This is a genomic window from Tychonema sp. LEGE 06208 (genome assembly GCF_015207505.1).
GTDB lineage: Bacteria > Cyanobacteriota > Cyanobacteriia > Cyanobacteriales > Microcoleaceae > Microcoleus.
In genome coordinates, this window is the sequence record NZ_JADEWT010000088.1 from 1 (window position 1) to 26790 (window position 26790).

Sequence of the window (26790 nt, forward strand, 5' to 3'; positions counted from 1 at the left end):
CCAGCCACCGATATATCGTTGCCCTTCCTACCTTAAAAAGTCCGGCAGCTTGAGCGATACGACCGCCATTTTCTACATAATCCACTACTCTTTTTCTCAAATCAATACTGTAAGACATTTTCCTAGCGGGTTCACTATTTTTATTAATTTTACCTCATTTTTAAATAGTATCATACTTATTTGAAATGACTATAAAACTCATTGCTAAGTTATATAGTCTTTCGATCTCTCCTATGATGCAATACGGTTTACTTAAGTTATCAGTTGTAGGGTGCGTCACTCGTTTAATTTTAGTTGATAGCGAGAGTTGTTCTTGGCGACGCACCCTACGTTGACTAAAATTATTCAATCTAAAATCGACTGAATTCTCAGATCGTGTCCTATCGATTTACCACAATAAGTAAGGTTCGTAGTGCGGGCTTGCATAGGCTCAATATTTGGTACTTTTGTGGACACGCACAAACAGTATTTTCTATGGTAATCGACCGGAAATGATATCACCTTTTTGAGAAAAGCTATAGCAAGTCCGGGCTGATTTACGACTGTTAAAAAATGAAAATAATTTGCAGTTTCAATAGGGAATTTTCCCGGACTATCTCAATGCGATCGATAAACTCACGAAAATAAAACCTGCGTTCCGATTCCGACAAATCCAGCCAAAACTGGGGAAGAGAAACTGTTTGCGCGGTTTCTCGCAAGTTGACCGGGGGCAATTGTGCGAGCCTGCTTTGCATTTCGGCTATTTCCGTGCGGACTTTGTAGGCTCTCAGTTCGGCGGTTTCTTTGTCAAAAATGCCACTTTCAATCAGGGCTGGTAATTGCTCTATGATTTCTTGTTTCGAGCAGATAGATCCGGCAATTCCTGCTTTAATTGCGTTCATCTGCGGCATTTGCAACTGGGCGACGGCATCGGGCAAATCCCGACAAATTCCTGCTATAGTTAATTGCAATACTTCTTCGTAGGAAATACCGCTGCATTTGGGCTGGGACAGACAGTTAATCGGTCGCAAATAAAGGTATTCTCGATCTTTGCGGTAGGAGGTGACTTTTGCGACTGTCATGGGCGATCGACATTCCGCACAAATTGCTAAACCTGCGAGGGAACGCGGGGCGCTGGCGCTGCGGGGAGAAAGGTGGCGGTTGCGGCGCAACAATCGGTCTATTTGGGCGGCTTCTTCTCTGGAAATAATCGGGACGTGGGTGTTAGAAATGACTTGGCCCTTTTGATATTCTAAATCGCCTCGGTAGGCGGGATTTGTCAGCCAGCGGCGGCCTGTGCTGACGGAGATTTTTTTGTTGTATTTCTTTGCTAAATGGCGCACGGAACCGCGCAGGGAACCGTAGATGAGAAAGTGATCAAAAAAGTCTTTGACGGCGGGGGAAGCGGTTTTGTCGATCGTATATTTGTCTTTGCCGCGCCGGTAGCCGTAGGGGGCTTTTCCTGGTGGGGGAAGGGATTTGATGCGGTTGCGGGCGTGTCCTTTGCGAATGCTGCGGCTGTGTTGGCTGCGCTGGACTTCTGCGAGGAGTTTGAGTAAGTTTGCTCTATTTTCGGTTTGTTTTTCGTCTGTGACAATGAGTTCGATGCCGAGGTTTTCGAGTTTTTCTAGGTGCGCGCACACTTGCTGTACTGTGTCGCCCAGTTCTTCAAAGCGCTGAATTAATAGGTATTTGACTGGTTCTGCTTGGCAATCTTTTAGGAGTTGTTGCAGTTGCTGTCGCCCTCCTAAGTCTTGATAGATGCGATCGACCTCTTGGCCCCAAATTTCGGGCGCTGGCGCAGCTTCTAGTAGCGGTTCGCTGTAAGAGTAGGCGATGATTTTCATCTGTTACTCGCTGAGTTCAATGATGTTACCGTCGGGATCTTGGGTAAATAATGCCGATCGACCTGACGCACTCATTTGTACCGGACAATTGCTGGCTATTAATTGTTGTTTTGCCTCCTCTAAGTTTGCCACAGAAAATGCTAGATGTCGGTTGCGTCCCAATTTTTGGGAATCTATGGCATCTGGTATAATTGTTGCTGCTAAAATTAGGTGAAGCTGGAAGTTGCCGATTTGATACCAGATTCCGAGAAATTTTAATTCTCGATCGATTTTTTGCAGTCCTAATACATTGCTGTAAAAGTGTTCAGATGTTTCTAGTTGGGAAACTAGGATAGCACAGTGGAGGGGTTGAGTAATTTGCATTTTTATTTTTGTTGAATATTAATTTTTTGACCGCTGATGCTGGCTGATGAGCGCCGATCAACGCAGATTGGTTGATGTTTGTTAATTTTTGACATGATAACACTAGCTGTCACTTTTAATACTGATTACCACAATTTAAGCAATATTATTTATATAAGTTAATGCTGAATTTTGCACTGGCAATCAAAAAAATGCTGCTCTCACCTAGCGGCTGAAACCGAAAAATTTTACGCGAGTTCCGAACTCGATATCATTCCCAAAATAAAGCACTTTACTCCACCTCAATCTGCTGAATTCGCAGCTATTCACAATTAAAAAATTGCCGAAGTTAGGTAACTTGCCGATGAAGTGAGTGGCAATTATTACGAGGTATTTTATTTGGAAACTAGAAACAACTAAATTAGGATATGTGTAATTTTTCACTGCGAAAAATCGAATCTAGGCAAATGTTACGGATAAATTGGATAAATTTTGAGTTTGATAAATTGCTTAAATTTGCTCCACCGGCAGTTCAATAATAAACTCTGTTCCCTTCCCCGCTTCTGATTCGCACCTGAGCGTTCCTCGGTGATTTTCTACTAGGATTTTGTAGACAATAGACAATCCTAAGCCTGTACCTTTACCGATCGCCTTTGTGGTAAAAAATTGCTCGAACATTCGTTCTTTTACCTCTGCTGTCATTCCCCCTCCCGTGTCAGTAATCCGCACTCTCACGCGATCGCTCCCTGCTACTTCTGTGCGGATATAAATTTTTAACGCAGCATTTGGTTGATTTTGTGCAGTCTCATCTAAAGCATCGATCGCGTTACTAATTAGATTCATAAACACTTGATTTATCTGTCCGGCATAACACTCTACACCAGGAAGTTTTTCATAATTTTTAATTATTTGAATGTCGGGACGGTCTGTTTTAGCATTGAGACGGTTTCGCAAAATTAAGATGGTGCTATCGATGCTGTCGTGCAAGTCGCACTGCGTCATTTTACTGTTATCTGTTCGCGAAAAGCTGCCCATAGATTTGACAATTTCGCGAATTCGTTCCGCACCAATTTGCATGGAAGACATAACTTTAGGCAAGTCTTTAACTAGAAAATCGAGGTCTATTTCTGCGATTGTCTCTTTAATTTTGGCACAGGGATTAGGATTGTATTCTTGATAGAGACATAGCAGGTGCAGCAAATCTTCAGTATAAGTTTTGGCATGGATCGAGTTGCCGTGAATAAAACTAACTGGGTTGTTAATTTCGTGGACGATGCTGGCCATTAATGCTCCTATCGAAGACATTTTTTCGCTGTGCATCAGTTGGGCTTGAGTTTGTTTGAGTTCGCGAAGTGCGCGATCGATCTCGGCAGCTTGAGTTTCGGCTTTCGAGGTAGCAGCACAGCTTTCTTGATACAGTTCAACCTGTTTGAGGTCGATTTCAAATTGTTCGATTTCGCTTTCTTGCTGGTACTGACTCACGACAGCATCGAAAGCTGCTAGCAATTCGTCGCCCGCTGCTGCGATAATGTACTTTAGATCGGGATTTTCTAGGCTGAGTTCGGCATCGGGAACTTGCATTAATGCTTTTATTCGATGGATATATTCGCGCACTTGCTTGTCTAGGTATAGCGGCCCCTCAAAATACATTGCTTTGACGGTGGGTGAAGGGGGACTCAATAAGTTGCTGCTGTGAGTATTAATTAAGTCGCGGTGCGATTTGTCCATAAGCGCGATCGCCTGTAACAAATTCCCCCGCAGTTTTGCTCTTTCTGCAGCATTCTGAGAGCAAACTAACCTCATGCAAAAAAAAGCCGATCGCTGGGAAAGCATTCGCTGGCGACCGCTGATGTTGATTACTGCAGCACTAACTTTTCTGGCTGTGGTAATTTCTTCCAGATTAAAGTAGTTGCTCAGCACTGCCATTCGTAATACCTCAGAATCTACTAAATGTCTGTATTTCGTGCTGACACAAGATGTGATAGACATAAAAAAAAATTACAATACTACTAATATATTATGTATTTTCTGTGGAAGTAGTATCCTAAAATACAATTATTTTTCATTAGTTGTCTATCACAATTTTTAGAATGCGGCTTTTGGCAAAGGTTTTCTTAATTATCCCAAAATTTACAAATCAACTTCGCGATGAATTGAGGTTGAGTTTGTGGCAACCCGTGGGAGGCGTTGGGAATAATTACTAATTCGGCCCCCGGTATCTCCTTGGCGTAGGTTTCACAGTGCCACAGAGGAATTGTTTCGTCGTCCATAGCGGCGATGACTAAGGTAGGAATTTGTAATTTGTGAATTTCTTTTTCTACTGTATCAACTGCGTCTTCGGGCCGCATCCGGCTCATTAAAAATGACCGGGCTACTGGTTGAGACATTAACTCGCGCCGCCACCCGGAAATTTCCTGCAATTTGTCACTTTTTCCTGCTAGACGAGCCACAGGTTTGGCTAACTGCAAGGCCCAATCAACTACTGGGGTTTGCCACAGCAGCGGCCGCAAAGCATCGTATTGACCGCAAAAACTGTCGTCCCGAATTCCGGCCGGTGCTGCTAATATTAAACTGCTGACGGAATTAGGATATTTGAGGGCATATGCAGAGGCTACCCAACCGCCAAAAGAATGCCCGATGATGCTGCAGGGTTCGATGTTTAGTTGTTCTATAACTTGTCGCACAAAGGCAACTTCTACGGCTACGTCGTACTGGATTTGTGGTTGGCTGGATTCTCCAAAACCTAACATATCTAAACTGATGCACCGAAACTGAGATTGCAATATTTCAATTAATGGCAGCCAGCAAGTCTTTTCTCCGAAGAAACCGTGCAGCAGCAATAACGGTGGGCCGCTGCCGATGTCGAGGTAGGCGGCTGTTTGGCTGCTGCTATTGACAAATGTGGTTAGTGTGTGCTTGTGTGCTATTGCTATTGACTGCACGGGCGATCGACTCCTGATAATTTGTAGAAGGAAGAAGGAAGAGGGAAGAAGTCATTAGTCATTAGTCATCAGTCATCAGTCATGTTTTGCTGTCGCCTCCGAGCTTTCCGTACAACGTCATTAGTCATCTTGCCCGAAGAGCGAAGTCGAAGGGTAGTCATCAGTCATGTTTTGCTGTTGCCTCCGAGCTTTCGGTACAACGTCATCAGTCCGAGGGGAGAGGGCTTTAGTTATCTAGGACAGAAGGAAGAAGACATACACAGCGGGCTTTTTAGCGATCGGTATTTTACCTTTGATCGGGTAGATTTATTTATTTAAGCAATATTATATGTAAACAATTGTAACAAAAAAGCCTCCCAAAGGTTAAACTTCATTGCGGAATAGGCAATTAGATGTAGACCGTGATACTCTCTAATATTATTGAAACTACTGCAAACTCAAAGCAGGAGAACACTTTGAACTCTACTTTAAAACGTTACCCAGCTTGCTCCGTGCGCGAAGACGTCAGTGAGTACGTAGCACACCTACAGCTTCACATGACTTTACAAGCTCGCAATTTGCTCCCTAGCATTACTACCGCTAAGGACAGTCGCGAACAATTGTTGCAGCAGACTCAGGCTCATTTTGAGAAACGTGTTTCTAGACAATTTCTATAAATAAATTTTTGGTTTCCCCAATTTTACGATCGCCCGCGATCGACCTTTGGCAAATTTTCAGCGCATCACAGAAACCCGGTATCTTCCAAAATACCGGGTTTCTTTTGGCCTAATTGTAGTGAATCTGTGAGTTGTGCTCGTTCGATCGTGTTCTCCGGCGCGATGCTATCTGGCGGTTGAAACCGCGCCTGTACTAACTTTCGTCCGCCTCGGCGCGAGGGGATGCTGGGAATCGCTAGAGTCAACGCGGTTTAAATCCCGATTTGATGTTGGGCATCGCTACCGATTTTCGGTAATATGCGTTGAGTATGCTTTAATTTTATGCTGATGCGAATTCCGATTATTGCATTTTTGACTCTGGCGCAGGTGGCTGGTGGGGAGTTGTCGGCGCGGGCTCTCGATCCGACAGATGCACCGCGTCAAGTGGAGGTTAGAGAAGCAACCGCAGAGGCGCAGAGGGCGCAGAGGGATGAGGATGAGGATGAGGTGAGTCCAATTGTGCGGGATTTGCCGGCATCTGATGAGCTGGCGGTTGCTGGAGAAGTTAAATCGCCTTCTCTCAAGTCGAATCGCCATAAAGATTTTACATCTGTGTTACAAACTCCGGGGACGATCGCCACCAAACCCGAAACCGAACCGGTAAACACCAACGCCCGACAGCTAGGCGGTACTCGACAAATCAGTCAAGCGGGCAATGCTGAGGGCGTTTATGTGGCTGAGGTGAAAATTCGCTTTGTCAATTCCAGAGGCGAAGCAGTTGATAAAAAAGGCAATCCGATTGTTGGCAGAATTTCGGAAGATTTTATTAGGGGCGAGCTCAAACTAAAGGCGGGAGATAATTACACCGAGCAAGTTGTACGATCGGACTTGCAGCAGTTGCAGCAGTTGGGATTGTTTGACAATGTGACGGTTTCTACTGAAGAAGTAGGGACGGATATTAATGTAATTTACAATGTCCAACAGCGATCGGCTCGTTCTTTTGGCGCGAGTGCTAGCATTAGCGATGATGTTGGTGTTGCTATTCCTCTTTCCTATGTCGATCGCACTTTCGGCACCAACGCACAGCGGCTATCGGTGGAACTTGAACCCAGCCTCCGAGGTATCCAGTACGATGTCGAGTTTGTCAGCCCTTACATTGCTGCCGAAGACCGTTTGGGATACAGTGTGAGAGCTTTTGGCGATCGCAAAATCTCCGAAATTTTCAACAAGGATATCGATTTGCCCAATGGCGATCGAGTTCGGGAAATTCGGATCGGGGGAAATCTCGCTGTTACGCGACCTTTGGGCGATTGGCGGGGAACTTTAGGATTGAATTATACCAATATCAGCACGCGCGATCGCAACTTAAATATTGCCCGCCGCGACGAACGGGGCAATCCTCTCACTTTCAGCGGTTCCGGCGTGGATGAGTTATACACTGTTTCTTTTGGCGCGACGCGCGATCGGCGAAACAATCCCTTTAACCCCACTAGCGGCTCGATTCTCACCCTCAGCACCGAGCAGTCCATACCTCTGGGACGCGGTAACATTGTGAGCAACCGCCTCTTAGCAAATTATATACAATATATACCAATCACTTTGCTTGGCATCAGCGAGTCCGAAACCTTGCCAGAAATGCTGGCTTTTAACTTGCAAGGGGGAACTGTCATCGGAGATTTGCCGCCAACAGAAGCATTTCGCCTCGGCGGGCGCAATTCCGTGCGGGGTTACGATAGCGGGGATATTGGTAGCGGGCGGAGTTATTTTTTGGCTTCCGGCGAGTATCGGTTTCCCGTCGGTAGGGATGTCGGCGGCGTGATATTTGCCGATTTTGCTTCGGATTTGGGAACCGGTGACAGCGTGTTGGGAAAACCGGCGTCGGTGAGGGATAAACCGGGGACTGGGGCGGCTGTTGGGTTGGGTTTAAGGGTGCGATCGCCCTTTGGATTAATTCGCTTAGACGTGGGTATTGGCGACTCCGGCGAAACTAAATTTGTGCTCGGCACAAAACAGCGATTGTGAACTACCCAACGCTGACCTTCGGTACAGCGCGGGCTTCTGACTTCAGCGGGGATTGCGTCAGCTTAGACTTGCGTCCCAGCTTCGGACTCACATCCCCTCCATCAGCAGCAGTCCTGGTTCCCAAGACCAATAGCATTCTGATTCCTTCTGTTCTGATATTGGTTGCAGCGTTTGAGTCCCTATCATGATGAGTACCACAACTAGGGCAAGTCCATGCCCTAACATTTAATGGCATTTCACTAACAGGGTAATGACAATTTGAACAGAGTTTTGAGCTAGGAAACCATCGGTCAATTTCTACCAACACTTTACCTTCGCGGTCTAGCTTGTAATGCAAGAAATTGACAAATATTCCCCAACCTACACCAGAAATTGCTCGAGCTAGTTTGTGGTTGCGAACCATGCCCTTAACGTGAAGGTTTTCGACTACAATGACTTGGTTGTCGTCAACAAGCTTTCTGGATAGCTTGTGCAAGTAGTCTTGACGGACATTGCTAATTCGTTCGTAAACCCTAGCAGCCAGTTTCCTGGCTTTATTTCTAGATTTGCTTCCTTTCTGCTTTCTGGCTAATTTTTGCTGCTTCCTTTTGAGGTTGCGTTCGTGTTTTGCTAAATGCTTGGGATTTGGGTACTTGGATGTTTTGATGCCATCATTGACAACAGCAAAATCTTTCAATCCCAAGTCAATTCCTGCAACTTTTCCATCGGTGCAAGCAACTGGCTTGTGTCCTTCGAGTTCTGTCAGTACGGAGGCATAATATTTCCCTGAAGGGGTCATGCTGACAGTTACGGTTTTGATGGTTCCTTCAATCGGTCGATGTAATTTGGCTTTGACAGTGCCGACACGACCAGGAAACTTGAGAGAGCCGCCAACAAGTTTGACTGACTGCGGGTACTGGATTGACTGCCTGTTTTTCTTGGCTTTGAATTTAGGGTATTTAGCCCTGGATTCAAAAAAGTTTTTGTAAGCAGTTACCAAATTGAGCGTAGTTGATTGCAAAACTTGAGAGTAACACTCAGACAACCATTGTGTTTCTTCTTGTTTTTTAAGGTTTGGGAGGAGTTTGTTTAACGCAACTTGAGTCAAGCCTTTACCCGTGGCTTTGTAGGTTTCAATACACATATTGAGTGCGTAATTCCACCACCAACGACAACAGCCAAAATGCTGATCTAGTATCGTCTGCTGTTGGGTTGTCGGATACAGTCTAACTTTGACGGCTTGATGCTGCATTGTTTTCACCTCCCTTTAGCATTATATATATTCCTAATAAAATTAGTCGGTCGAGCTGGCAAATTTTACGCCTGATTGACCGGATCAAATTTGCTTGAGGGAGTCCATGTATCCCAACGCTGACCCAACGGGTACAGCGCGGGACTTATAGCTCCCCCAAACCCCCTCAAAAGTTAACTATTTGGTTCCTCAATATCAACAATTGTCGGTTGCACCGCCGGAGTCTGGGGATCAAACTTCAACCTATTGAGCGCAGCACTAGCCGCCACAGCCACAGCCCTATCTGTATCTAGCAAAGCTTGTTCCAACAGCGGAATTACTTGTTCCGACTCGATCGATCCTAGTGCTTCCACAGCAGCTTCGCGCACCTCTGGCTGCAAATCTCGAAGTAATTGGCCCAAGGTTTCTATTACTCGCTCGCTGTCGTCTGTCAGAGCATTCGCAGCAGCCAAGTTACCTAAAGTAGACGCTGCAAACTTGCGCGTTTCTGAGTCTGGACTTTGAACGCATCCCATCAATTGCTCCACCGAATAGGTTGCTAATTGTCTGGCTATTTCAGGCTGTTGTTCGACTGCGGTTTGTTGATATGAATCAATTGATTGTGGCTCCGAAAAACCTGTATCATTTAACTCTTGTTGAGCTTCTATTTGGTTTAACTCGTTTGACTGTTCCTGTACTAATTCTGGTTCGGGTAAATATTCTCCAACTTCTGTTTGATTTAACTGACCAAACTGTCGATCGGGAACTTCTTGTTGTTGGACATTATTCTCGTACTGCTGTTGCAAAGACCCGATAGTAGTCTGCATCTGAGTTTCGTGAGCTTGCAACTGTTCGTGAGCTGCTTGCAACCGACTCTCGTATTCCTCTTGCAAAGCTTCCATACGTAACTGCATCTCAACCTCGCGGTTCTGATATTCCTCGGCAGTTTGTTTCAAGCGAATTTCGTGTTCTGATTGCAAAGATTTCAAATGTTCTTCGATTTGAGCTTGATAATTGTGATGCAATTCGTCAGCAACTCTGAGTAAATGATTTTCGTGTTCTGATTGCAAAGATTGCAGGTTTTCTTGCAATTTAGCATTGTGAGCTGCTTCTAATTCCTCGCTGGCTTGTTTGAGCTGATTTTCCTGTGCGCCAGCAACTTGTTGGAGTTGATCGCGTTCTGCTCGAACTTGTTGGAGTTGATTTTCGTATTGAGCGGCAATTTGTTGGAGTTGACTTTCGTATTGAGTTGTAACTTGTCTGAGTAAATTTTCGTGTTCGACAGTGGCTTGTCTAAGCTTATCTTCCTGTTCTCCTGGCTGGGAATCTGCAGTGGGCTGCATCCGAGATATCTGAGCTAGTTCTATATCCTGAGCTATTCTTCGGGTTTGCTGCAAGTATTCTTGTTTTTGCTTTTTTAATCGTTTTTCCACTAATGAGTAAGCAACTGCTACCCCTGCCAAAAAACCTACGATCGCTCCTATGATACCCACGATGGAGTTCCTCCTGACAATATAGTGATGCTGGACTTTGTACATTTAACCATACAGCCTCCTGTAACCGCCTAATAGCAGCAGCCAAGCTGTCACAACCAGCCAGTGAACCGCTACCGCAGGCCAGATGGAACCGCTTTGCAGGTATGCGATGGAGCACGCTACTCCCAAAATTGCCGCTAGCAGCAAAAACACTGGATTCATAAAGGTCGATCGACCGATCGGATAAAAAGTCAGCGCGTTCAGCGGGTGGTAAACTACAAACAGCACCAAACTCGCCCATCCCCAAAACCACAGCATTAACCCAGGAACATTCTCCCGAGGGTGCGGCAGTATTAACACGCGGAAAAATACTTCCTCGCTCAGCCCCGGAGTTAACAAACAGCCTATCAGCACTCCGGTAATGGTAGGCCAAGAGGTTTGTACGTCTATTTTCAGAAATCCCGACCAAAAACCGACGGGAAGCGCGATCGCAGTGTAAGCTAGCACCAGCATAGCTGTAACCAGCCAGTCGGTGAAATCGGGAATAGTTGAAAAAGCCAGGGTGAGGCGGCGCGCCAGTAAGTCCAGCAGCCCGATCGCGCTAAAATTGAACATAATCAAATTTAACATTAAAAGTTTTAAAGATATATTAGTAGTCGGAATAAGGCCTTGTCATTACCCGGTTTCTGGGATGTGTGCGGGGAATCAGAAACCGGGTTTCTTCCTCGCTCTTGGTGAGGATGCGTAAATTATCGCAGAAACCCGGTTTCTTTGAAGGTTGCGCCTGACGAGCGAGAGACGGGCGATGGAGAAACCGAGTTTTTGAATTGCGGTGCGCGAGGGAACTGAGCAGACGAGCAATTGCCAAAATTGGCAAACACCCTGAATTTTTTTGCGTCAATCGTTGGTTAAATCTGCCCGATATCTTCCGTTAAAATATCGAGATAAGACTTCTGCAACTCAAGTCTAGTACATCAGAATCAAAAGCAAAAAGTGTGCGTTACCAATTAGCTTTTTCTCAATTACCAATTATCAATGATTAGCAATTTGAGTTAATTTTGCAAACAACTGAGCAATTTTGGTCAAATCTTTATTTCCCGGCGCTATTTCTACACCGCTAGAAAGGTCAACACCGCTGAAATTACTGCCCTTGGCGCTATCAATTGCATTTAAAACATTCTCCGGTGTTAAACCGCCGGCGAGCAGCCAAGGACAAGGCGGTTTAAACTCTGCCAACATCACCCAGTCTATAGTTTTGCCAGTACCGCCGAGTTGAGCGGGATGGTAAGCATCCAGCAGTAAAGTATCGACGTGAAGGGCATAAATAGCAGCGGTCGCTAAAGTTTCTGGAGTCTTAACTCTCAGGGCTTTGATAATTTCAATTCCCGGCAAAAACTCCCGCAGTCTCGCGCAATATTCTGCTGTTTCATCTCCGTGCAACTGCACCCCGTTTAAATTTGACTCGATCGCTACTTGACAGATGTTTTCTATTGTGGTGTTAGCAAAAACGCCGATGCGATCGACATTTTCCGGCAACTCGATCGCGATCGGGCGAATAGTTTGGGGGCTGACATAGCGCGGGGAAGCGGGCACGCAGATAAACCCCAAAGCATCAGCTCCCAAACGGGCGATCGCCATTCCCTGATCGAGTTTCATGATTCCGCAAATTTTAACCCGCACTTTTTTTCCTCCGCGATGAATTTGTATCAAAATATAAAGAAATTGTTAATTAATAAAACAAATTTTAGTTTAATGCAGAATGCTTTTTATAATTTTGTAGCGCTCGATCTTATCTGTGAAATCAGGAAATAACAACATGATTAACTCATCTTTACTGTTAGCGATACAGTCTACCACTCCCTCAACACCGGAGTGGTCGCCAATGGTAGGCCTGACAATGATTTTATGCAATTTGCTGGCGATCGCGATCGGCTACTACGGCATCAACAAGCAAAACCGAGGCAAAGGCCCTGCTTTACCCGTTGCAGTCCCCGGAATGTTCAAAGGCTTCGGCATCCCGGAATTGCTGGCAACAACCAGCCTCGGCCACTTGTTGGGGGCTGGAGTCATCTTGGGCTTGGGTAACGCCGGAGTTCTGTAGAAACCGCGACAACGGGAAAGGCAAGCAGAAGAACAGATATAATAGAAACTCTTTCTTGCTCTCCTTTCCCAGGAAAATTTCATGCAGACAGGTTGGCGAATCGGGTCTTTATTTGGCATCCCCCTACTGATAGATTATTCGTGGTTTATAATTTTAGCCCTTGCAACCCGCGAATATGCTAGCAGTTACCGCTTGTGGGGGCCTGCCCTCTCCTGGAGTGCTGGGTTAGCCATAGCTCTGCTGCTGTTTGCTTCGGTGCTGTTGCACGAACTCGGACACAGCTTGGCCGCCCTATCGCAAGGGATTAAAGTTAATTCTATTACTCTATTCTTATTTGGCGGTGTTGCATCGATCGACTCGGAATCAAAAACTCCCGGTCAAGCATTTCAAGTAGCCATCGCCGGCCCTCTAATCAGCTTCGCGCTGTTTTTAATCCTCGGTTTAGGTTCTCAAGTTCTCCCTCAAACAAGTTTGATTGCTATTGTAACAGAGAGGGTAGCAGAAATAAATTTAGTTTTGGGATTGTTTAACTTAATTCCCGGCTTGCCTTTGGACGGAGGACAAGTTTTAAAATCAGCTATTTGGAAAATTACCGGCTCTCGATTTGTCGGCATTCGCTGGGCGGCAAAAACAGGACAAGTTTTGGGTTGGTTGGCGGTTGTTTTTGGTGTAAGTGTATGTTTGTTAGCGCGCCAGTACGGCGGCTTGTGGATTGCGCTAATCGGCTGGTTTGCGATTCGGAATGCCACAGCCTACAGAGACTTTGCTGCTCTGCAAGAAGCCCTGCTCAAAACTAAAGCGGCTGATGCGATGAGCCGCGAATTTCGAGTTGTAGATGCAGATTTGACTCTGCGAGAATTTGCCGATCGCTATTTGTTAGAAGTCAACCCGTTTCCATTTTACATTGCTGCGACCAACGGGCGAGATTTGGGCTTAGTGTCGATCGACGATATCCGCTTGACAGAACGCAGTCAGTGGCAAATTCAGACTTTGCACAACATTTTGCAACCCCTAGGAAAAACCCCCACAGTCTCACAAAAAGCATCCATCGCCGAAGTCATTAACAGCATGGAAGCCCGTCAACTCCCCCGAATCATCGTCCTCTCGCCCATTGGTTCAGTCCTAGGGACGATCGATCGGGGCGACATCGTGAAAGTTTTGGCGAAATACCTCAAACCCCAGATTTCCGAAGCCGACATCAAGCGCAGCAAAGAAGAGAACATTTATCCCCAGGGATTGCAGTTAAATGCGATCGCCAAAACCGCACAGAACAATTAAAAATTAGGAATCAATAATCGGCATTATTGACATTAAGATGCCATCAGGCGTGCATAAATAAACCTTAAACCTGAAAAGCTAATTTCCTTGCTGTAAGGAACTTCAGGGCGATCGCATTATTCTTTTAATTATGACCGCCTCCGATCGTACTTTGTCCAATAAAGTTGAAAAAAAAGAATTATGATGCCCAAATTCTTTAAGAGATTCCATCATCAATTGGGAGAGAAACGTTGGAGTTGGAAAAACTTAACTAATTCCTTCCCCTTCGCTGACTTGCAACCTCTGGCGATGACCTGGATTGTCGTGACGGGAACTCTCTTAGGAGTGCGACATTTAGGTTGGTTGCAGCCATTGGAATTAAAAGCTTTTGACCTGATGGTGCAGTTGCACACCGATGCAGGTGCTGACCCTAGATTGCTGGTAGTAAAAATCACAGAAGAGGATATTCGTGCCTTTAATAAATGGCCGATTTCCGATCGCGTTTTAGCAAAAACGCTCGCCGAATTATCCCGTCTCGAACCCGCAGTTATTGGTATGGATATCATTCGCGATATCCCCTACGAACCGGGAAATGCAGAATTGGCCGCTCAATTCAAAAACCCCAAAATCATCGCCATTACCTCCCTCGGCAACTCCGAGCGCGAGCGAGCTGGGCCGCCTCCGAAACTACCCAAAAAACAGATAGGATTTAGCGATTTAATCGTCGATCCAGACGGCATAATTCGCCGCAATTTTATGTTTACTTTTTATGAAGATTCGACGCTTAATTCCTTGGGAATGCGGTTAGCTTATAACTATTTTGACACCAAGAAAATAGAAACAATAATTACAGCAAATAACGAAATTCAAATAGGAAAAACAGTGTTTTCGCGACTGAAGCCTGATTCAGGAGGGTATCAGACAATTAATAGTCAAGGCTATCAAATCATGCTCAATTACCGCTCTCCTAAAAATGTCGCAAATACGGTGACACTAAGTCAAGTTTTGGAGCGAAAAGTTGACCCCAAATTGGTAAAGGATAAAATAGTGCTAATCGGCGTTACAGCCCCAACTGTAAGAGATATCTTTTCTACTCCTTACAGCGCTACTGTCAGCGAAAACCGCCTGATGCCTGGAGTATTGATTCACGCAACAGCAACTAGCCAAATTATCAGCGCCGTTTTAGATGGTAAAGGGCTATTTTGGTTTTGGGATGAATGGCAAGAAATGCTTTGGATTGCTGTTTGGGGAGGAGTTGGCGGCTGTTTGGCTTGGCGGCTAGAAAATACGCTCAGTTTCACCGTTAGCGCGATCGCACTTGGTGGCATTTTATGGGGATTCACATTTTTTCTATTCACTCAACAGGGGTGGATACCTGTGACAGCGCCGACTCTGGCCTTGGCGATCGCCCCTGTAGCGGTCATCACCTACAAGTACCACCAGTCAAGACAGCAGCAAGAAATTGTAATGAAACTGTTAGGACAGCAAACTTCACCGGCGATCGCCAATGCTTTGTGGAAAGAGCGCGTCCATCTCCTCCAGTCCGGGCTATTGCCAGGGCAAAAAGTAACTGCTACAATGCTGCTGACTGACTTGCAAGGTTTTAGCACAATTTCTGAAAAACTACCCCCAGAAATAGTAATGCCTTGGTTGAACGAGTATTTATCAGCAATGGCCGAGGAAGTGCAAAAACATCAAGGCGTAATTAATAAATTTACCGGAGATGGAATGCTGGCAGTATTTGGGGTGCCAATTCCCCGCACAACTCCCGAAGCAATTGCCGAAGATGCTCGCCTTGCGGTATCTTGCGCTCTAGCTATAAGTTCGCGCTTACCAGCCATGAATCAAAATTGGAGCGATCGCGGTTTACCAGCGGCAAAAATGCGAGTCGGAATTTTTACAGGGCCGATCGTCGTGGGCAGCTTGGGAGGCAAAACCCGTTTAGAATATGGAGTAATCGGCGACAGTGTAAATATCGCTTCTCGCCTCGAAAGCTGCGAAAAACATCGGCAAGAAGACACCTGCCGGATCTTGATTGGCGAAGAAACTTTAGTACATCTAGAAGGAAAATTTGAGGTAGAATCTTGGGGAGCTTTACCTCTAAAAGGCAGGGATCAAAAAGTAAATGTATACCGCGTGTTGGGAGAAAAGTCTGCAAAGTAAACAGAGACAATATACATTAAAAAAAACATCGGCAACGGTTATGAAAAAAATTAGTAATTTTCGCTTCAACTCGATCGCCTTTGGTGCCATATTATTGATAGCAGCATTTAACGCTTGCCAATTTGCAAGTCTGGCACAGCCAATGCCGAGGGAAGATCCCGGCAAACCGTTAACTCAATCGGGAGGGCCGCGCTTCGTTCAGCCCCGTGAAGATATAGATATGCAGTTCAAGCCACCAGTAACACCACGAAGTACGCGCGGCGGCTGCGCGCTCGACTCCAACCCAAATCCAATATATCTCATACCCTTAGTTCCTCCAAATAACTTCGCACGGACTGTTTCCGACTATCCAACATTCTTTTTCAACTGGCCTCCCATAAGAGCGAAATTAGCCGAATTTAGTCTGCTAGATCCAAACGACAAGGAGATTTATAAACAGACTCTCGAAATTAGCAATTTATCAGGGACTGTCGAGGTTAGTATCCCCGCTAATAAAAATGTGCCACCATTGGAAGTAGGAAAAAATTACCGTTGGAGTTTGACAGTGATTTGCGACAATCCTCAAGATAGATCCGGCGATCTGTTCCAAATGGGTACTGTGCGGCGAGTTGAACTCAGTCCAGATATCCGCAGTCAATTAGAAAAGGCAGATCCGCGCCAGAAAAGCTTTATTTATGCTGAAAATGGGATTTGGCAAGATGCCATCAGCACCCTAGCTGCAGCAAGACGGGCTCAGCCTGACGATCCAACCCTCAAGGCTGATTGGGAAAGCTTGTTGGATTCAGTGAAATTGAGCAAAATTGCCAAAGATCCGATCGTCCAAACTGAAGTATCTGAACCACAACCATAAAGTAGTTGAAGATCGGCCAATTCGACCGTCAAAACATTCAAAATAACCCAGAAAAGGCTCCGGCGCAGCGTCAAGCCGGGAACATCTGGGTTTTGGATGTTTTGAGTGCGATCGCCTCAAAAACTCGCGAGTTGTACAATACGCGAGCTCTTGAGATGCTCGCACGCTCAATGAAAAACACCAGCTCCTACCGATTGTGGATTTATTATATTGCGAGTTCTTGAGGTGCTCCCACGCTTGGTAAAAAATGCTTGTTTCAAAAATGAAATCATACCCGGTATATCGCCATCACAAAAACCGTTTCGCTCGTAGTGCGGACTTTAGTCCGCACCCGAATAGCGGACTTTAGTCCGCACTACGAACCTTACTGATATCTGCAGCTTAACTATTTTAAAAAAAACTTTAATTATGCCTGCTCGCAAAAGCTTACATTTACCAGAAATTGAACTTTCTTACCTAGAATGGAACTCAGCAACAGAGACAGAAAAAGCAACAGAAAAAGTGGCGCGCTTGCTGCTGTTGCACGGTTTAGCAGATAGTGCTGTTGTCTGGACTAGCCTCGGCAATTACTTGGCGAACCGCTATCATATTGTAGCGCCGGATATGCGCGGCCACGGAGAGAGCAGCAAACCGGAAACCGGCTATACTTTTGCAAGTGCGATCGCAGATTTAGAAGCTTTGATGGCACATCTCAACTGGTCTTCCTGCCACATTTTGGGACATTCTTGGACGGGAAAACTAGCACCGATTTGGGCGAGACAAAATCCCGATCGCTTTTGCAGTATGATTTTAGTAGACCCGATCTTCATCACCAAACTGCCCGCAGCGATGAAACTCACCCTCCCAATTGTTTACCGGAAATTAGATTGTCTCAAATGTATGGGCCCGTTTGCGACTTTAGCCCAAGCAGAAGCAGCAGCCAAACAATCGGGAGAATACGCCGGTTGGAGTGACGCGCAGCAAATGATATTCCAACACCAAATCGAACCAAAATTAGACGGAAGTTGGGGTAGTAAATTTACGATTCCCGCCAGAAATCAGATATTTGCAGAAGTGATGAAAGTTGCCGGTTTGACTGAAAATATTGAAATCCCAACTTTGTTCGTACAGCCGGAAAAAGGCGTAAATCGCCTGGATTGGCAAATGCAGCCGTACAAGAAATACTTGAAAAATCTTACCGCTACAAAAGTACCGGGGAATCATTGGTGTTTTTTGACTCAACCGGAAACTTTTAATCAAACTGTGGCCAATTTTTTAGAGGGCGCGAGATAGTGAATGTAGAAATTATCGCACATCGGGGTTTTTCGGCGATCGCCCCGGAGAACACTTTAGCAGCTTTTGAACTGGCGATCGCCCGCAAAGCTAATTCGATCGAATTTGACATCCAGCTATCAGCCGACAGCGTACCGATGATTTTTCACGACGCAACATTAGATAGAATCACTGGATTTTCTGGTAAATTCAGGGAACAAAAGCTGTCTCAATTGCAAACACTTAATGCGGGAAAATGGTTTAGTGATGAATTTTTAGGACAAAAAATCCCTACTTTCGCAGAAGCATTAGTTATCCTGAAAAAAGTTGACAAATTTCTCTATTTTGATGTCAAGCCGCATTGCGAATGGTCGGATGCAGAAGTGGCGGATTTTGTCAATAGTTTACAGGGCGCAGAAATTCAACACAAGTGCATCATTACCTCGTTTAGCGAGCAATTTTTGGCACAAGTGCGGCGGCTGTCTGGCGATTTGGCGATCGGACACATTGTTGCTAATCTAGAAGCATACAAAACTCAATTATCTCAAGCTGTGGCGCAGGGCGATAACTTGATTAGCAGCCAGTATCGCATTTTGCTAGAAAATCCCGCACTGATTCAAGAAAGCCGCAGTCAGGGAGTTGACATTGTGGCGTGGACGGTGGACGATCGAGCGGATATGCAAAAGTTAATTGATTTGGGTATAAATCGGATAGTCACTAATTGTTTGATATAATTTTTTTGAACCGCAAATTAACGCAAGTTAACGCTAGATAATAGATGAATTACTTTCGCACAAACATCCATGAAATGTCGGGTTACGTGCCGGGAGAACAGCCACCCGCAGGCACCAAAATCATTAAACTAAATTCTAATGAAAATCCCTATCCGCCTTCTCCCAAAGCCTTAAAAGTGCTTCAGGAAATAGACGGAGAAATGCTGCGGCGCTATCCAGATCCAACGGGCAAAAATTTCCGCATTGCTGCTAGTAAAGTTTTGGGAGTACCTGACGATTGGATTGCGGTAGGTAACGGCAGCGATGATTTATTAAACTTGATAGTTCGCGCTGCGGGCGAACCGGGAAAACAGATTGTTTGTCCCGCGCCAACCTATGTATTGTACCGCACTTTGGCACAAATTCAAGATGCACAATTTGTCGAAGTTCCTTATCCCGACGATTACCAGTTACCAGTCGATTTGCTAATAGCAGCCAGAGGTGCTGTGACATTTGTAGCTTCGCCAAACAGTCCATCGGGAACAGCCATATCTGTGGCAGATTTGGAGAAACTGGCTCAAGAGTTATCGGGTATTCTTGTGATTGATGAAGCTTATGTAGATTTCGCCGAAGAAAATGCTTTGGAGTTGACAAAAAAGTACAGTAATGTTATAGTTTTGAGAACTCTTTCAAAAGGTTATTCGCTGGCGGGATTAAGGCTGGGTTTTGCTATAGCAAATCCGCTGCTGCTGGCTGAATTAAATAAAATTAAAGACAGCTACAATGTTGATGCTGTAGCCTATGCGGTGGCGGCGAGTGCGATCGCAGATTCAGAGCACAAAACAGCCAACGCCGAAAAAGTCAAGGCTTCCAGAGCAAAACTAGCCGTCATTTTCAAAGAATTAGGCTTTGAAGTTTGGCCATCGCAAACCAACTTTTTGTTAGTTAGGCCGCTGGGCGGCGATGCAGAAAGAATTTATCAAACACTGAAACAACGGGGAATACTGATTCGATACTTCAATCAGCCGCGATTAGAAGACAAATTGCGAATTAGTGTAGGTACGGAAGAACAGAATCAAATATTAGTTAAAACCTTGAAGGAAATCCTATAAATAACCATCGCAGCAATATAGGTTCGTAGTGCGTCCTGGTGTCCCCATCCATCCTAGGACTTGCATTCCTCACTACGAACCGTTTGATGAGGGATAATTATTAGGATTATCGATTGCCAATCCTGCCGACTGAGCAATATCCAGCAATCGGTTGTCCGCCGAAACAAAAATTAGTTGAGTTTCTGGCATTGATCTTAAAACAGATTGAACGCGCAAAGCAGCCGCCAATTGCACAGCATCATAAGCCCGCAGCGGATGTTGCATCACCAATTCGGCGGCTGTTTCTATCAAAGTTCGATCGACATCTACAACTCGGTATTCATTTTCAAAATCCTCCCTCACTTTTTGCACAATTAAATCAAAGCGCTCCGCAGACAAACTTCCATCCCGTAAGCGGCGTGCAAAAGCGCTGTGTACCTCCACCCAAGTAATCTGGCTAATAACTAAATCGCTGTTTGTAACAGGATCGGTAATGGATAGAATCCACTCACTGCCTATTTCAGGCACGTACCGTTTGACTAAAGCGCTAGTATCGACAAAATAAGCATTTACCACGGGCCGCGATCCTCAATAACGATTTCTGAGACAGGTTTACCTGGTAGCGGTTCCATTTTTTTCATCAATTCGCGCCACTGTTGGGCGCGCTTGATTAATTCTGCTCGATCGAGCTTACCCTGTTTGTTTGGTACACCCATCAATCCCCGTACATCCATCAACTTAATCGCCAATTCGCGATCGCCCTTGAGTTCTTCCGGCGAAACTTCCGCTACAATTGTGATTTCCACAGTTTCCCCATCTTGGAAAGACAAAGGACTGAGGGGACGCAAAACCCCGTTTTCGTAGACAGCAGTAATAGTTTCTGGCATAATTAGCCTCTTAATTAAATGCTTTGACTTATTGTACTTCTTTTAGAGTTGAAAGTAGGGTGCGTCAGCTACGATTATTTTTGCGACAAACAAACAATCTCAAAACTGACGCACCGGACAATAAATGGCGCGTCAAAATCATACTTTCGGCGCTGATACAAGAATCTCAAAACTGACGAACCCTACCACTAAAGCCTTCTTCTTCCCTCTTCCCTCTTCCCTTTTCCGACGGACTTACATCCGTTACATCCGTTACATCCGTTACATCCGTTACATCCGTTACATAATCCGTTGCCGAACTTCCTTCTTTTAATTACTTCGTTGCTACCACAGCCAAATTCCAAGCCAACCGCTTCATCAAAGGCAACTTCTTTAACAACCCATCCAACCCTTCCAATCGAGAATATTCCGGTTTCAATCTCTCTTGTTCAATAATAATTTTTTTCCAGTAACGCTCCTCATTGGGATGTATTTTCTCGATCAAATAAAAGCGTAAAAAAATCCACAGCGCCGCCAGCCAAAATGTATCGTAAGCCGTCTTTGAAAACAAAGACTCGACAAAATTCACAATATTAATATCCAAAGGACTTTCATCCTCAGTCCGCACCTCAGTAGCCATTCTGCGGTAAACATTAATCACCGGATTGTGCTTCATCGGGTCCCAAAAACAAGCTTTTCCCCCTGGTTTCAGCACGCGCTGCATTTCGCGAATTGCTTTTTCTGGTTCCGGTAAATGGTGCAGCAAGTTAGAAGCGTAAACAATATCAAAACTGTTATCTGGAAAATCTAGCGCCATTGCATTGACAGTACAACCTTCTATAATAACGCCGTTTTTTTCTGCTAATTTCAAGGCCACATCTACCATGCCCTGAGAATAGTCTGCAGCTACGCATTGCGCGCCTTTTTTGGCAAAATAAACGCTATTTTCTCCAGCACCGCAGCCTAAATCTAAGAGGCGTTTCCCGGTAATATCGCCTATTTGTTTGAGGATAAATCTATTTTCTGGGGCAGTACAAGCTTCAAAGTAATCATTGACTCGAATGCCGTCAATATCTATTGTTGATGCCCAGGCATCGTGGAATTCTCGCTCTTTGTTTAAGGTTTCTTCTTGCATTTTTTACATGATTATTTTTCGGTAATTAAGTTAATTTTTTAACCGCAGATGAACGCGGATTAAGGCAGATTAATTGAGTTTGATCTGCTTCTATCTGGGTTCGTCTGCGGTTTGGTTTAAGCAAGATGGTTGACTGCAAATTGATCAGCGCTGTGCTTGTGCAACAACTTGATTTGCGATCGCAGTTGGCTGTTCGGAGGATTTTTCAGGCTGCAATGACACGTACAATCGATTTAAGGCGCTGATGTATGCTTCTGCGGAGGCGACTATGATGTCGGTATTTGCTGAGTGACCGGAAAATACTTTGCCTTCGTGGCGCAGACGAATTGTTACTTCGCCGATCGCATCTATGCCGGCTGTTACTGATTGTACAGAAAACTCAATCAACTCGTTCGGTACGTTTACCACGCGGTTAATTGCTCTGTAAATCGCATCCACTGGCCCGGTGCCGATCGCAGCATCCGTCAATTCTTCTCCCGATGGATTCCGCACCGTAACGGTTGCTGTCGGGCGAGATTTGTCGCCGCAGGAAACCTGCACCAATTCTAACCGGAACAGTTCCGGCGCTTGGTGGGCTTCGTTGTTGGCGATCGCCTCCAAATCCCAATCGGTAATCTCTTTTTTCTTGTCCGCTAAATCCTTAAATTTGACAAAAGCTTTATTTAGCTCATCGTCAGCCATTTCAAAACCCAACTCTTTTAAGCGAGTGTGAAAAGCGTGGCGGCCGGATAATTTGCCCAGTACGATTTGATTTTCCGTTAAGCCGATCGACTCAGCATCCATAATCTCGTATGTCAGCTTATTTTTCAGCACCCCATCTTGGTGAATTCCCGACTCGTGGGCGAAAGCATTGGCCCCGACTATCGCTTTATTTGGCTGCACCAACATCCCCGTTAAATTGGAAACCAAGCGGGAAGTTTTGTAAATTTGGCGCGAGTCAATATTTGTCAGCGGTTCCTCAGAATCGGCTGGCCGGCCCAAGAACGGATTAAAATATTGGCGGCGCACGTAAAGCGCCATTACCAACTCTTCCAAAGCCGCATTTCCCGCCCGTTCGCCAATCCCGTTAATCGTGCATTCTAACTGTCTTGCGCCATTTTTCACAGCTTCCAAAAAGTTAGCAACAGCCAATCCTAAGTCATTGTGACCGTGAACCGAAATAATTGCGCGATCGATATTCGGCACATTTTCCTTAATTCCCCGAATCAAAGCCCCAAACTCGTTCGGAGTCGTGTAGCCAACAGTATCGGGAATATTAACAGTTGTGGCCCCTGCGGCGATCGCCCGTTCCAGAACCTGATACAAAAACTCCGGTTCCGAACGACAAGCATCTTCCGGCGAAAACTCCACATCATCCACAAAAGATTTAGCGTAGGCCACCATTTCCGGCACAATTTCCAGAATCTCAGCCCGCGTCTTTTTCAGCTTGTATTCCAAGTGAATATCGGACGTAGCCAGAAACGTATGAATTCGCGAATTTACCGCCGGTTTCAGAGCTTCGGCTGCTGTTTTGATATCCGGCTTTCTCGCCCGTGCCAAACCGCAAATTGTCGGCCCATTTTCCGTGCCGACCGATCGCGCTATTTTTTGGACGGCCTCAAAATCTCCCGTGCTGGTGAAAGGGAAACCCGCTTCTATCACATCCACGCCCAATCTCGCTAACTGTCGAGCGATCGTCAGCTTTTCATCGACATTCAGAGATGCACCCGGAGATTGTTCTCCGTCCCGCAAAGTCGTATCGAAAATAATCACCCGGTCTTGACTTTGTTGAGTTTTCATAGCTCTAAAAAAGTGTTTTCCTGATTTTTACTTGTTTGTGTTTCTGGATTTTTAGCCTTCAGTCACCAGTCCCATGTCTCGCGCCAATAACGAATATTTAATAACCCATAACTGATGACTGTTGACTGATGACTGTTGACTCGTGACTGTTGACTGTTATTTGTTATTTGTTATTGGGAATTGAGAATGGGAAATTGGGAATTCGTAGCAAGTAGCAAGTAACCAATAACCAATAACCAATAACTAATAACCAATTCCCAACAACTAATGACTAATGACTAATGACTAATGACTAATGACTAATGACTAATGACTAATGACTAATGACTAATGACTAATGACTAATAATCCATTTTTTCGATATGTTCCCGAATTTCATTCAGGTCTATATACCTATCTGTAGCATTTCGTAACTCTCTAGCAATCATTCCTTCGGTGGATACCACAGTAATATGAGTATTTTTTGATCGCAGTAGCTCGATCGCCCGCTCAAAATCTCCATCCCCGCTAAACAGCACAACTTGGTCGTATTGATCTACCGTATTAAACATATCAACCACAATCTCTATGTCTAAATTAGCTTTTTGAGAATATCTGCCCGAAGCATCATCGTAATATTCCTTAAGAATCTTAGTACGAACCGTGTAACCCAGACTAATTAAAGCATCTCGAAATCCCCTTTGATCTTGCGGGTCTTTCAAACCCGTATACCAGAAAGCATTGATCAAGATGACATTTGGCTGCGAAGTTTTGAAATATTCGAGCACCCTGCGAGGATCAAAAAACCAACCGTTCTTTTGTTGAGCGTAGAACATATTGTTCCCGTCAACAAAAATAGAAAGGCGGTTCATTAAGTTTGTCATAGAACTTAGACCTAATAATTGTAGAAAGAAGTTAATCTAAATATCACATTTTAGCAATATGGAGCTAACTGAGGCAATAGATTAAACTTCAGAAAACTCCATCCCTCCAGTATTTCATATTTTCGGCTCTACCGCCAGAGGGTTCTTTTAAAGCTGCTTGCATTCGATCGACCGAGCAAGGTCGATCGAACCAGATTCCCGATAACTCATGTTCAGTCGTTGTCGGCTGTTGGGTCAAAGTTAATTGGGGTTGAAACTACCGCCAAGCAGGCTTGCACCCAGCGCATTACTTTACCTTATACTCCCGTAATTTGATAGCTGAGGGTAGAAGTGCTCAAGCCTTTTTGCTTTCCAGGGCCCAGCGAGCTAATTCTGTTCGGTTGTGCAGACCTGTTTTGCCTAGCATATTGCTGACGTGGCTCTCTATAGTCCGCTGGCTAACATTCATGATGTCTGCTATTTGGCGGTTTGCCATACCCTGCGCTAGCAACTGTACCACCTTTAACTCAGTTGGAGTCAATTCGACATGGCGACGGGCTTTAATTCTTGGGCCGCTCTCAATACCTGGAGTAGAGTGGCGAATTAAACGAGATGCTGCTTTCAGGGAAGACTCTACTTGAGCTACCAGTTCTTCGGGTTCAAAAGGTTTGACTATATAAACGTCAGCCCCAGTGCTCAAGCCTTTTACTCGATCGGAACTTTGACCTTTTGCTGACAAGAAAAGAACTGGAATCCAGTTCGTGCGCGGGTCTTCTCTGATTTGTCTGACTAAAGTGTACCCGTCCATTTCTGGCATCATCACATCGCAGATGATCAAGTCGGGGATTTCTTCTTCGAGTTTTTCTAGGGCGTGTCTGCCGTTTTCTGCTGTGATGACGTTATAACCCCGAAATTCTAAGTAATCCTTGACTAGCAAGATCAAGTTTGGGTCGTCGTCAACCAGCATCAGCCTTTTTTGGTCTCCTGAGTTATCCTTCATGTTTGTTCCCGCTACAGTACCCCGCACAATTTCTCGTTTTCACACTTGTTTATTTTTGTCCCCCGCTGACACCGCCGCCCCCTTGACGGCGGACGGCGAAAGCGAGTGATGCTATTGCGCTCAGGGGAAAGCGGGGCGGGTGTTACCGCTTTCTTTCCCAGCGATCGGACTTTGTTTGTAAATGCCTTACCACTAGGAACAAAGCCAAAACCTATGACTGACGATCGCCCGATTAATCATGACGATCCGGCTGAAGTTAACAAAAATTATCTTCCTCGCCAACAGTCATCGATGATGTGGTCGGGCCTTGATTTATAGGATCGACCCGCTCGAAGCGCTTAGCGTAAGATATTTAATCTGGATACGTTCAATTGTATGTTGATGCCCCAATTTTAATTGTTACTTTATAATTTAGAAAAATGTAAAGACTCCTTACTTACGTATTTAACTATTTCTAGTGTAGTTTGGCAAACTGCCTGATGTCTGCTGTTGAAAAACTTTTGGGCAAATTGTCGCCCGATCGAACTTCTTCCCGTCACCCTCCTCAAAAAAATTAAAGCGACCGGCAAGATTACCAGAGACTGACCCGAAAGTACAGTTGTTCGATCGCGATCGCCTTTTGCGCCGGAGAATCTGAGCTTCAAAGCCTTCAACTTAGCACCTTATTTATAACGCTCTGCTTTTTGAGAGCGCTACATAAATTTAAATGGCTGGTTTTCCGCGATCGGGCTGTGGCAAAGGATGAGTTAAAAAAGCGTATTCTTCCACGACCTCCTGCCCGATCAGATGTTCCTGAATAATTCTCTCGATGACGGGGGGCGTAACGTCGCGATACCATACTCCGTCTGGATAGACCACCATAATCGGACCCGACGCGCACACTCGCAGGCAGTTGGCTTTAGTCCGAAAAATGCAGCTTGGCCGATCGGCACTCGGTTTGTCCAGGCCCAATTCTTGCAAGCGTTTTTTTAAGTAATTCCACGCTACCAGACTGGTTTCTCGATCGCAGCACTTAGGCACCGTTTGGTCGGCACAGATAAAAATATGTCGGTCGATTCGATCGATTCCCAGGCTTTTGACACAAGCCCTCAAGCCTTGGTTGCAAGATTCATCCTGATTTTTTGTCATTATATTCATTCGTCAATAGTAATTTTTGGGCGATCGAAAGCCATCACCTCATCACCCCATCACCAAATCTCCCATAAGCTGTACTGCATTTAATTTGTATATTTCGACGCTCAATCAAAAATCTTCTCCCCCTCTCCCCCTCTCCCTGTCTCTTATACACAA

30 protein-coding genes are annotated in these 26790 nt (G+C 45.2%); 11 read left to right on the top strand and 19 right to left on the bottom strand.

Annotated elements, in window-relative coordinates:
- The 5 genes from IQ263_RS20540 to IQ263_RS20560 all read right to left on the bottom strand — a co-directional run.
- Positions 1–118, bottom strand: a 118-nt coding sequence (locus IQ263_RS20540; RefSeq protein ID WP_194066405.1) for an IS630 transposase-related protein, incomplete at its 3' end; no start/stop codon positions are given.
- 427 nt (positions 119–545) lie between these two features.
- Positions 546–1826: a recombinase family protein gene (locus IQ263_RS20545; protein ID WP_194069790.1), complete on the bottom strand. Its 1281-nt coding sequence runs from the start codon at positions 1824–1826 to the stop codon at positions 546–548.
- Between the two features lie 3 nt (positions 1827–1829).
- Entirely contained in the window at positions 1830–2189 is a 360-nt protein-coding gene (locus IQ263_RS20550) for a VOC family protein (protein ID WP_194069792.1), read from the bottom strand.
- Positions 2190–2678: 489 nt separating this feature from the next.
- A complete protein-coding gene (locus IQ263_RS20555) occupies positions 2679–4157 on the bottom strand; it encodes an ATP-binding protein (protein WP_194069794.1) in 1479 nt (492 codons plus the stop codon).
- A gap of 125 nt (positions 4158–4282) precedes the next feature.
- Entirely contained in the window at positions 4283–5110 is an 828-nt protein-coding gene (locus tag IQ263_RS20560) for an alpha/beta fold hydrolase (RefSeq protein WP_194069797.1), read from the bottom strand.
- Between the two features lie 455 nt (positions 5111–5565).
- On the opposite strand from IQ263_RS20560, the gene IQ263_RS20565 reads away from it, so the two are divergent.
- Positions 5566–5766, top strand: a complete 201-nt coding sequence (locus IQ263_RS20565; protein WP_194069799.1) for a hypothetical protein — start codon at positions 5566–5568, stop codon at positions 5764–5766.
- Between the two features lie 65 nt (positions 5767–5831).
- Here the strand turns inward: IQ263_RS20565 and IQ263_RS20570 are convergent, their stop codons facing one another.
- Positions 5832–6011 (bottom strand): hypothetical protein, encoded by a 180-nt coding sequence (locus IQ263_RS20570; protein WP_194069801.1) that lies wholly within the window; start codon positions 6009–6011, stop codon positions 5832–5834.
- A gap of 76 nt (positions 6012–6087) precedes the next feature.
- Between IQ263_RS20570 and IQ263_RS20575 the strand changes: the two genes are divergently transcribed.
- On the top strand, positions 6088–7767 hold the full coding sequence (locus IQ263_RS20575) for a BamA/TamA family outer membrane protein (protein ID WP_194069803.1): 1680 nt from the start codon (positions 6088–6090) through the stop codon (positions 7765–7767).
- 1 nt (position 7768) lies between these two features.
- Here the strand turns inward: IQ263_RS20575 and IQ263_RS20580 are convergent, their stop codons facing one another.
- The 4 genes from IQ263_RS20580 to IQ263_RS20595 all read right to left on the bottom strand — a co-directional run bounded on the left by IQ263_RS20580 (position 7769) and on the right by IQ263_RS20595 (position 12132).
- Positions 7769–8998 (bottom strand): RNA-guided endonuclease InsQ/TnpB family protein, encoded by a 1230-nt coding sequence (locus IQ263_RS20580; protein WP_194069805.1) that lies wholly within the window; start codon positions 8996–8998, stop codon positions 7769–7771.
- Between the two features lie 173 nt (positions 8999–9171).
- Positions 9172–10470, bottom strand: coding sequence for a HEAT repeat domain-containing protein (locus tag IQ263_RS20585; RefSeq protein ID WP_194069807.1), 1299 nt, complete (start codon positions 10468–10470; stop codon positions 9172–9174).
- 45 nt (positions 10471–10515) lie between these two features.
- On the bottom strand, positions 10516–11067 hold the full coding sequence (locus IQ263_RS20590; protein WP_194069809.1) for a CPBP family glutamic-type intramembrane protease: 552 nt from the start codon (positions 11065–11067) through the stop codon (positions 10516–10518).
- 417 nt (positions 11068–11484) lie between these two features.
- Positions 11485–12132, bottom strand: coding sequence for a phosphoribosylanthranilate isomerase (locus tag IQ263_RS20595; RefSeq protein WP_194069811.1), 648 nt, complete (start codon positions 12130–12132; stop codon positions 11485–11487).
- A gap of 136 nt (positions 12133–12268) precedes the next feature.
- Between IQ263_RS20595 and psaK the strand changes: the two genes are divergently transcribed.
- The 8 genes from psaK to hisC all read left to right on the top strand — a co-directional run bounded on the left by psaK (position 12269) and on the right by hisC (position 19899).
- Positions 12269–12553, top strand: coding sequence for a photosystem I reaction center subunit PsaK (gene psaK, locus IQ263_RS20600; RefSeq protein WP_194069813.1), 285 nt, complete (start codon positions 12269–12271; stop codon positions 12551–12553).
- Between the two features lie 81 nt (positions 12554–12634).
- Entirely contained in the window at positions 12635–13831 is a 1197-nt protein-coding gene (locus IQ263_RS20605) for a site-2 protease family protein (RefSeq protein WP_194069815.1), read from the top strand.
- Positions 13832–14011: 180 nt separating this feature from the next.
- On the top strand, positions 14012–15973 hold the full coding sequence (locus IQ263_RS20610) for a CHASE2 domain-containing protein (protein WP_333195167.1): 1962 nt from the start codon (positions 14012–14014) through the stop codon (positions 15971–15973).
- 40 nt (positions 15974–16013) lie between these two features.
- The gene (locus IQ263_RS20615) at positions 16014–16823 is read left to right on the top strand and encodes a DUF928 domain-containing protein (protein WP_194069817.1); all 810 of its coding nucleotides are present in this window, start codon (positions 16014–16016) and stop codon (positions 16821–16823) included.
- A gap of 5 nt (positions 16824–16828) precedes the next feature.
- Positions 16829–17047, top strand: coding sequence for a hypothetical protein (locus IQ263_RS20620; protein WP_194069819.1), 219 nt, complete (start codon positions 16829–16831; stop codon positions 17045–17047).
- Between the two features lie 184 nt (positions 17048–17231).
- Positions 17232–18095 (top strand): alpha/beta fold hydrolase, encoded by an 864-nt coding sequence (locus tag IQ263_RS20625; RefSeq protein ID WP_194069821.1) that lies wholly within the window; start codon positions 17232–17234, stop codon positions 18093–18095.
- Entirely contained in the window at positions 18095–18808 is a 714-nt protein-coding gene (locus IQ263_RS20630) for a glycerophosphodiester phosphodiesterase family protein (RefSeq protein ID WP_194069823.1), read from the top strand. The genes IQ263_RS20625 and IQ263_RS20630 overlap by 1 nt, the downstream gene beginning before the upstream one ends.
- Positions 18809–18852: 44 nt before the next feature.
- Positions 18853–19899, top strand: a complete 1047-nt coding sequence (gene hisC, locus IQ263_RS20635) for a histidinol-phosphate transaminase (protein WP_194069824.1) — start codon at positions 18853–18855, stop codon at positions 19897–19899.
- 72 nt (positions 19900–19971) lie between these two features.
- On the opposite strand, the gene IQ263_RS20640 is transcribed toward hisC, so the two are convergent.
- From IQ263_RS20640 to IQ263_RS20670, 7 genes are all read right to left on the bottom strand, one after another.
- The gene (locus tag IQ263_RS20640; RefSeq protein ID WP_194069826.1) at positions 19972–20454 is read right to left on the bottom strand and encodes a PIN domain-containing protein; all 483 of its coding nucleotides are present in this window, start codon (positions 20452–20454) and stop codon (positions 19972–19974) included.
- Positions 20448–20765: an antitoxin family protein gene (locus IQ263_RS20645; RefSeq protein ID WP_194069828.1), complete on the bottom strand. Its 318-nt coding sequence runs from the start codon at positions 20763–20765 to the stop codon at positions 20448–20450. Before IQ263_RS20645 ends, IQ263_RS20640 begins: the two co-directional genes overlap by 7 nt.
- A gap of 313 nt (positions 20766–21078) precedes the next feature.
- Entirely contained in the window at positions 21079–21879 is an 801-nt protein-coding gene (locus IQ263_RS20650; protein WP_194069830.1) for a class I SAM-dependent methyltransferase, read from the bottom strand.
- A gap of 144 nt (positions 21880–22023) precedes the next feature.
- Positions 22024–23658 (bottom strand): 2-isopropylmalate synthase, encoded by a 1635-nt coding sequence (locus IQ263_RS20655; protein ID WP_194069832.1) that lies wholly within the window; start codon positions 23656–23658, stop codon positions 22024–22026.
- A gap of 341 nt (positions 23659–23999) precedes the next feature.
- Complete coding sequence (locus tag IQ263_RS20660; protein WP_006633075.1) at positions 24000–24521, bottom strand: LabA-like NYN domain-containing protein; 522 nt, start codon at positions 24519–24521, stop codon at positions 24000–24002.
- A gap of 88 nt (positions 24522–24609) precedes the next feature.
- Complete coding sequence (locus IQ263_RS20665; protein WP_194069834.1) at positions 24610–24759, bottom strand: hypothetical protein; 150 nt, start codon at positions 24757–24759, stop codon at positions 24610–24612.
- A gap of 96 nt (positions 24760–24855) precedes the next feature.
- Positions 24856–25500, bottom strand: coding sequence for a response regulator transcription factor (locus IQ263_RS20670; protein ID WP_194011504.1), 645 nt, complete (start codon positions 25498–25500; stop codon positions 24856–24858).
- Positions 25501–25608: 108 nt separating this feature from the next.
- Here IQ263_RS20670 and IQ263_RS20675 point away from each other — a divergent pair, with 108 nt between their 5' ends.
- The gene (locus tag IQ263_RS20675; RefSeq protein ID WP_194069836.1) at positions 25609–25818 is read left to right on the top strand and encodes a hypothetical protein; all 210 of its coding nucleotides are present in this window, start codon (positions 25609–25611) and stop codon (positions 25816–25818) included.
- A gap of 86 nt (positions 25819–25904) precedes the next feature.
- Here IQ263_RS20675 and IQ263_RS20680 read toward each other — a convergent pair whose 3' ends face one another.
- Positions 25905–26153 carry a hypothetical protein gene (locus IQ263_RS20680; protein WP_194069839.1) on the bottom strand — a complete coding sequence of 83 codons (249 nt, stop codon included), beginning with the start codon at positions 26151–26153 and terminating at the stop codon, positions 25905–25907.
- 49 nt (positions 26154–26202) lie between these two features.
- Positions 26203–26628 (bottom strand): (2Fe-2S) ferredoxin domain-containing protein, encoded by a 426-nt coding sequence (locus IQ263_RS20685; RefSeq protein ID WP_194069843.1) that lies wholly within the window; start codon positions 26626–26628, stop codon positions 26203–26205.
- Positions 26629–26790 lie beyond the last annotated feature (162 nt).